The organism is Acinetobacter sp. UBA2581, assembly GCF_002339435.1.
Lineage (GTDB): Bacteria > Pseudomonadota > Gammaproteobacteria > Pseudomonadales > Moraxellaceae > Acinetobacter > Acinetobacter variabilis.
The window spans coordinates 1-7,306 of sequence record NZ_DDLD01000060.1 but is presented as its reverse complement, the minus strand read 5'-3'; the positions used below and the strand labels follow the sequence as shown (position 1 = coordinate 7,306).

At 38.8% G+C, this 7,306-nt stretch carries 8 protein-coding genes; 3 read left to right on the top strand and 5 right to left on the bottom strand.

What is annotated here, in order from left to right; all coding sequences use genetic code 11:
* From B3Q46_RS07310 to B3Q46_RS07295, 4 genes are all read right to left on the bottom strand, one after another.
* The coding region (locus B3Q46_RS07310) for a BLUF domain-containing protein (RefSeq protein WP_286714059.1) at positions 1–281 on the bottom strand (281 nt) is incomplete at its 3' end.
* A gap of 215 nt (positions 282–496) precedes the next feature.
* Positions 497–1,504 carry an HlyD family secretion protein gene (locus B3Q46_RS07305; RefSeq protein WP_286714058.1) on the bottom strand — a complete coding sequence of 336 codons (1,008 nt, stop codon included), beginning with the start codon at positions 1,502–1,504 and terminating at the stop codon, positions 497–499.
* Positions 1,505–1,538: 34 nt separating this feature from the next.
* Positions 1,539–1,739, bottom strand: a complete 201-nt coding sequence (locus B3Q46_RS07300; RefSeq protein ID WP_005235637.1) for a DUF1656 domain-containing protein — start codon at positions 1,737–1,739, stop codon at positions 1,539–1,541.
* 3 nt (positions 1,740–1,742) lie between these two features.
* On the bottom strand, positions 1,743–3,818 hold the full coding sequence (locus B3Q46_RS07295; RefSeq protein WP_286714057.1) for an FUSC family protein: 2,076 nt from the start codon (positions 3,816–3,818) through the stop codon (positions 1,743–1,745).
* Positions 3,819–4,242: 424 nt separating this feature from the next.
* Here B3Q46_RS07295 and B3Q46_RS07290 point away from each other — a divergent pair, with 424 nt between their 5' ends.
* Positions 4,243–5,037, top strand: coding sequence for an IclR family transcriptional regulator (locus tag B3Q46_RS07290; protein WP_286714056.1), 795 nt, complete (start codon positions 4,243–4,245; stop codon positions 5,035–5,037).
* Positions 5,038–5,299: 262 nt separating this feature from the next.
* On the opposite strand, the gene B3Q46_RS07285 is transcribed toward B3Q46_RS07290, so the two are convergent.
* Positions 5,300–6,229: a LysR family transcriptional regulator gene (locus tag B3Q46_RS07285; RefSeq protein WP_175967603.1), complete on the bottom strand. Its 930-nt coding sequence runs from the start codon at positions 6,227–6,229 to the stop codon at positions 5,300–5,302.
* A gap of 134 nt (positions 6,230–6,363) precedes the next feature.
* Between B3Q46_RS07285 and B3Q46_RS07280 the strand changes: the two genes are divergently transcribed.
* Both B3Q46_RS07280 and B3Q46_RS07275 read left to right on the top strand, forming a co-directional pair.
* On the top strand, positions 6,364–6,792 hold the full coding sequence (locus tag B3Q46_RS07280; RefSeq protein ID WP_004785781.1) for a DMT family transporter: 429 nt from the start codon (positions 6,364–6,366) through the stop codon (positions 6,790–6,792).
* A 12-nt stretch (positions 6,793–6,804) separates the two neighbouring features.
* A complete protein-coding gene (locus tag B3Q46_RS07275) occupies positions 6,805–7,269 on the top strand; it encodes a DMT family transporter (protein ID WP_034170895.1) in 465 nt (154 codons plus the stop codon).
* Positions 7,270–7,306: the final 37 nt, after the last annotated feature.

The window sequence follows — 7,306 nt, the reverse complement described above, 5'->3', positions numbered from 1 at the left end:
ACAAACCCGGTACGGTTCAATGAGTCGATTATTTCATAAGAGAGAATTTCACAGTTCTTATGGCGTGGATCTTTGACTATTCGATTGTAGAAAAGGTCTTTTACATCTTCTTCAGTACCTTCCAGACACTGGACAAAATAATTATTACCAAAATAGAGTGCGCCATAAATTTTGTGTAACTCATTAAATTCTAAGGCTTCTGTTAAAATATTATAAAGTTCAGAAGTAGAGTATCTCTCATCTTTGAACTTACTTACATATAAAAGCCTTACATCATTCATAATAAAAATTTCCTCCTGCTTAAAAAAGATCCATACGAAAATATAAAAATTTGAACGAATGGTCAATAAAAATGTAATGACAAGGTAATTTAATGGTCAAATTACATACTTCTTATTATTACTGTTTTTATATAGCTATTTGATCTTTTAAATCAGGATTCATGACAAGGTTCTCTTTTCGTAAAGAACCTTGTGTTATTGAATTACAGGTCAGTTTATTTTTCTTGCTTTTCTATATGTACTGTTGCTGTTCGCCCTGCAACGAAGGCAAGTTCATTCTTTGGTAACTCATCCAGAATAATCTTAACAGGGACACGTTGGGCTAAACGCACCCAGCTAAAAGTTGGATTCACATTCGCTAAAAGTCCTGAACTAGCAGTACGCTCACGATCTTCAATCCCCGAGGCAATACCTTGCACATGGCCCTTAAGTTTTTGCGAATCACCCATCAGCTGAATTGTAGCTGGTGCTCCCACGTAAATTTTATCCAGTTTGGTTTCTTCAAAATAACCGACTACATAGAGCTGCTTGCGATCTAGTAATGCGGCAACTGCTTGGCCAACTTTGACATAGTTCCCTTCTTTTAATTCAAAATTTGATAATGTCCCATTTGCCGGGGCAACAACTTCTGAACGATGTAAATTAAGTTGCGCAAAATTGAGGTTATTCTCGGCGACTTGTATTAATGCTTTTTGCTGCTCGATATTCGCTTTGGCCTGTTCGGTTGCAGCTAAGGACTGCTCATGCTCGGCATGTGATTCATCCCGTGCAGCAAAAATCTGATCCTGTTCCTGTTTTGAAATAGCACCATCCATTAAGCTTGAATAACGACTTGCATTCTTGTCTGCCAGATGAATATTTGCTTGGGATTTCACGACATTGGCTTTAGCATTCACCAGTTCAGCCTCAGCTTGCGCTAGACCTGCTTTTGCTTTCGCAAGATCCGCACGAGCTTCTTGAACATCCAGTTCTTGACGTTCAACATCAATTTTAAATAAAGGCTGCCCTTTCTTGATGGTCTGGTTATCCTGCACCAGGACTTCTGTGACCAGGCCTGAAATATCTGATGACACCTGAATTACATCACCACGTACACGCCCGTCCCTCGTCCATGGCTCAGAATTATAATAATTCCAGATATGTCGAATCACTAAAATGGCGAGAACAGCCACTACCGTCAAAAGTACAGGTCGCAAATATTTGCGTAAATTGACAGATGTCATATACGGTTTTCCTCAATCATTTTAATATCAGACCTCATAGTAATAAGCCTGCCCAATGGACGGCGCCCAGCAAAAGTACGTAAGTGCATAAATAGAAAATATTCGGCATGATGATCCAGTCATTTGCGACTAGTCTGTCTAGCCACTTCATCAAGATTCTGAGCAGTACATAGGCAATCACAGCTTGAATCAATAAAATCGGCACATACACACCATAGATATTCAGCTCTCCCATGTATTAATCTCCTGCGCCTGCATATCTTGGCGGTGTCTTGATATGACATAAGCTGCTACGAATATTGTTGAGTGAAATATGCAGCCGTTCTACAACATCTGTATGTTCCTGCATGATGAGATCTGCTTCCAAAGCCTGTATTTTGTTAATTAACTGTGTGAAGGCAGCATCATAATTTTGTCCAATTTCTTTGGCACGAAAATATTCATCCAGCTGTATTTGAAGATCTTCGAGTTGCTGGCTCAAAGGCTGCTGTTCAGGTAACTTGAGTATGAGTTCTTGTAACCGTGCCAGATCCACGACGGCGCTGGATTCAATGAGTGCTTGATTGATTTTATTTTTTAGATCTTCAGATTCTACTGTTTTAGTATTTAATACCCCGATGCGGTCAATCATCGTACGTAAATGAATACGGAACCGTACCCCATAAGGAATATACAGTGCCTGACGAATGGCTCGGTTATGAATGGCCAAAATGCGCTGTACGGTTATATCTGGAGACATTGCACGGATCATATGGATAATAAATACAGCGATGATTGGCCCAATCACTGTACCAATCGCTGCATCAAAGAAAGAAATTTGATCCAGGGTATAACGGTTATGAAAATTCAGCCCCATGATCGTACCCATCAACAAAGGCAAACCAATTCCAACCAAGGGTGGATGCAAAAAAAGCATCAGGCAATATATGCAGAATGGTGCAAGTACAAGTGCTAACTGCCAGAACTCTATAATATTTGGAAAAATTCCATAGGCATATATGAAGATCACGATCGAAGCATATAAGCTACTACGAATAAACAGCTTTAATGCAGGCACCGGATTATCCAGCGCCGTTAATATACATGCACTAATTGCAGCCATTTCAGCCAGCATAAATCCAGCTTTCCAGCCGCTTAAGATCCAAAAGGCAGTAGCAATAAAAACAGTGAGGCATGCAGAAACCCCACCCCGCACTGCTACACCATGATCACGATGCAGAGTTGGATAGTTCGTAGTAAGTGGAACAATCATTTCAGGCAGTGAAGTATCCCCTTGTTGGATTCGCTGCCAGATCAACTTAATTGCATGGATATTCTGAATGAAATGACGGATATCCATTTTCAAGCTTTTCAATATTACAATTTGATCATCTTTTGAATGTTCAAAAATTTTCAGGAAATCTGTTTCAAAATCAGCAGGAAGCTGATTCAGTTCAGACTCTTTTAATGTATGTTCATCAGTTAGATATGTATTAATTTTGGAATGTAAATGTGCTAATGACTGGCGATATCCTGTATCAATGAAGTCTAACTGTTGCACGCGTTCTGACATTGCCACCAAATTACTCACCAGCATTGTGATCTGGTTCAGCATTTCCTGCAGTGGTTTGGTCATTCCCTGTAGAGCCGACTTTTCATAGCTTAAATGCACAGCCATGACATGAATATCTGCAATATCTGCAGCTAATTGGCTTAAAGCTTTTGTATAGTTCTGGTCTTGACGTGGTTCTAATAGAATTTTATTAAAAATCTGCTGAGTATCCACTAAGGTTTTACTGACACGACTTTTCACTGCGGGGCCAATATGCATTGGAAATATCGTCGTTGTCACAATCGCACTGCAAACGACGCCAATGGTAATTTCCAGAAAACGCCCTACCGCCATGTCAAATAATGAAGCAGTATCAATAAAGTAAATGATATTGAAGCAGATAATGACAGTCGTATATCCAGCCAGCATCAGTATATAACTGCGCGGTGTACGATCAAGCAGAGAGAAATATAAGCAGAGGCCAACCCAGCAGGATAAAAACAGCGTAAACAACCACGGTGTATTGATTAGCCAAGGAGTAACTGCAACTGCCACAATTGCGCCTAATAAAGTACCTAGTACACGATAGATACTTTTTGAAGCGGTCATACCCGTATAAGGATTGGCAATAACGAAAACTGTGCCAATAGCCCAAATTGGATAAGCAAGATCCAAACTCAACGCAACGTAGAGCGCCAAAATACCAGCCACAAACGTTTTAGTCGCAAAAATCCAGTCCATTTTATTTGGACGAAATGCGAGTAAAGATTTTATAAGCAGCATGATTTCTCTCTAAGAGCTTATTTTATTTTCTAAAGTAAATAACCTGCCCACCAAGCCCAAAGAGCTCAGTGACAAAATTTTTACTTGTTGAAAGGCTATAAAATTAGAATATTCAGCTGATTAAACTGAAACTGTCTGATGAAAATATAAAAAGCAAAAGATAACACTTTACTTAATTATTCATCATTAGATATTTACTTAATTAATTTTTTCAAATAAACGCTTTATTGTCAATAAAAATATCTCTATATGAGAATAAGTATGATTTTTTTATCATTGCATAGGCCGTTATGCTGAATATTTGTCTCTTTTCTTCCTATATCCTCATGATTCGAGAATTTTAGGTAAATAGTTGCCTCTACTACCCTCTTTTAAGCTAAAGTGAGTCATCATCTTTTTCAATGGTCAGCACTTCAGGTTTTTTATGGCGCAAGCAAGTTTTGGAAAAATTCTTACTGTTCTCGATCTATTTTCGTTATCACGTTCAGTGATTAATGTAGATATCATCAGTGAAGAATTAAACCTCTCCAAACCCACCAGTTATCGCTATTTAAAAGAATTAGTATCGGCTGAACTTTTACAGCGAATCAGTGGCACATCCGGTGATTATACGCTGGGTTCAAAAATTGCTGTTCTGGATTATATTTCAAGAAAAACTGATCCTTTGGTTCAGATCAGCATTCCCTTTATGCAGGAAATCGTCGAACGGACTGAATTCTCTTGTATATTGACTCATCTTAATTATGATTCTTGTATCGACTTACATGACGAAGTCTTTAAAAATGCACATCTGCTTTCATTTGGACGCGGTTGTCCACGTCCTGTCTATGTAGGCTCATCGTCAAAAGTCATCATGGCACATTTACCGAAGCAAGCTTTGCTTGATTATTATCAACGTTATGCAGATGCATTTGAAGAAGTGGGATTTGTGCAGAATGAAACCGCTTTTCTGGAACAAATGAGAAAGATTAAAAAACAGGGTTATTATTATTCTAGTGGTGAACTTGATCCTCAAGTTGCAGGTTTGTCTGTACCAGTTAAATTCTCTCTTAAAGAACCACCTTTAGCGCTTACTTTATTAGCTTCAAAAAATAGATTTGATTTCGTAAATTTGGACAAATTAGTACAAATTCTTCAGGAGAAAGCACAGATTATTGAAAATAAGTTCCTTTACCATCCTGCAAGCACAAGTGACATTCGTAATAATTTAACCAAATAAAATTTAAATTATGTTTGAAAAACTATTCATATTCTCATAATATGATTCTTAGTCTTTAAGTCATAGCATTCTTAACTGAATTAAATGGCGAGAAGATTCCTCAGAGGTAAAAAAGCCTATTTCGAATGAGATAGGCTTTTTTATTTTAATTTTGGATTTATAACAATAATGCGGATACATTTTCTGCTTTAGAATCCTTCTTGATCAAAAACGAGATAACTAAGAAGCCCATTAAGCTTCCTATAATTGAATCATAAAATCTTTATAGCTTAAGAATATTATCCCAGTACGGCGGATCTCCAATTTCTTTTAAAATAAAATCAAGCACAGTTCTAACCTTTTGCGAACGAATTCTGTTTTCAGGAGAAACCAGATGAATCCCTATAGAATAAGGTTCCACTGTACTGATCCAGTCAGGAAGAAGTTGAACAAGTTTATGTGTTTTGAAATAGTCTTCCATAAAAATCCAGGTTGGAAATAATACAATCCCCCGTCCTTCCAATGCCGCATCTACCAGGACTTCTGCATTATTACTTCTTAAAGGCCCTTGTGGCTCAATTAAAAGCGGAGTGTCATGCTCTTGCTGACGGAAATACCAACGTTGGCTTCCGGAAACGCCCTTATACACCAGACACTGATGATTCTGAATCTCGTATGGGGAATGTGGAGTTCCATGTTTTTCAAGATATGCAGGGCTTGCACACAGTACATATTTTTGATCACAGACCTTGCGTGCAATTAATGCTGAATCCTGTAATGAGCCAATCCGTATGGCAATGTCTACGCCTTCTTGTACAGGATCAATAAAAGTATCCGTCAAGATCAGCTCGACTGAAAGATCTGGAAAGCTATCATGCAGTTTATTCACTATGCGTGATATATGTAGTCTCCCCAGTGCCACCGCCGTATTGATACGAATCAACCCTCTGATCGCGTTTTTACCAGAAATTTCTTCATTGGCCAGATCTAGCGTATCAAGCACTTCCTTAATTTGCACAAAGTACTTTTCTCCTATGTCAGTCAGCCGGACAGAGCGTGTATTACGATAAAAAAGTTGCTGTCCAATTTCCTGTTCAAGTTTGGAAATAAAACGAGATACTGAGGAAGATGGAACCTGAAAATGCTTTGCGGTGGCTGAAAAACTGCCTGTGGTTGCTACCATCACAAAATAGCGTAATGCATTGAGTTGCATACCTGATCTATCCCTGAATTTAATTTAATCATTTTATTATTGTCATAATAGCAATTATGTTTTGAAAAATTACGGAATTGTAGCTTTTAGATAAGAGAATATAATTCGGTGCTTTCTTCCTTTGGAAAGCATATATGAAACAGTTGTGGATTTTCCCATTAGTCGTTCTTGCAGGTATGGGGTTATCTGTTGAAGCGGGTTTACTGGGTCCACTCGGGGAAGAAATTGGCCATTTCTGGGCAACCTTGGGAATTTTCGCGATCGGCTCACTGCTCTTAACCTTCGGACTGATCTTTAGCCGTCCAAAACTTTCTCTCATGTTCAAGCAGCCACGGTGGCAACTGACTGGTGGCATATTAGGCCCTATATATGTAGTAGCTTTAACTATAGCAACACCTCATATTGGCGTTGGCCTCACCATGGTGGGCATCCTTTTTGGCCAGGTTGCGACCAGTCTTATTATTGATCACTGGGGTTTGTTAGGTAGTCATAAACGGGCTGTAGATAAATATCGTATTGGCGCGCTGGTGGCTATTTTAGCTGCATTATGGCTTATTCAATAAGGAAGCTTCTCCATGATTTATATAATGTTATTAGTCGTTATTTTTGGCGGAGCAGTTTTATGTGCTCAATCTTCAATTAATGGTCGTCTAGGTGCTAAAGTAGGCGTATTAGAAAGTTCTTGGCTGACCTTTGTTTTAGGTGCTTTAGTCAGTTTTCTAATCGCTTTCTTTCTTGAACCAAACCATGCATTGAATTTATTCACAGCCCCAAGATGGCAATTAACAGGCGCATTTTTTGGCGTAGCCTATATGCTCACGATTGTATTTGCCATGCCTAGACTCGGCGCTGCTGCCACCACTGTCGCCGTCATTAGTGGACAGTTATTAATGAGTCTGCTCATCGACCATTTCGGATGGTTGAATAATCCGGTGATTCATTTAGATGGATCCAGACTAGCAGCAATTGCACTATTAGCCGTTGCACTATTTTTTATCTATAAAAGTAATATTGCAGCCAAAGCACAAGCTGAAAATTAAGAGGCTGTGAAAGGAAAGTAAGCGTCCGCTGAACCCC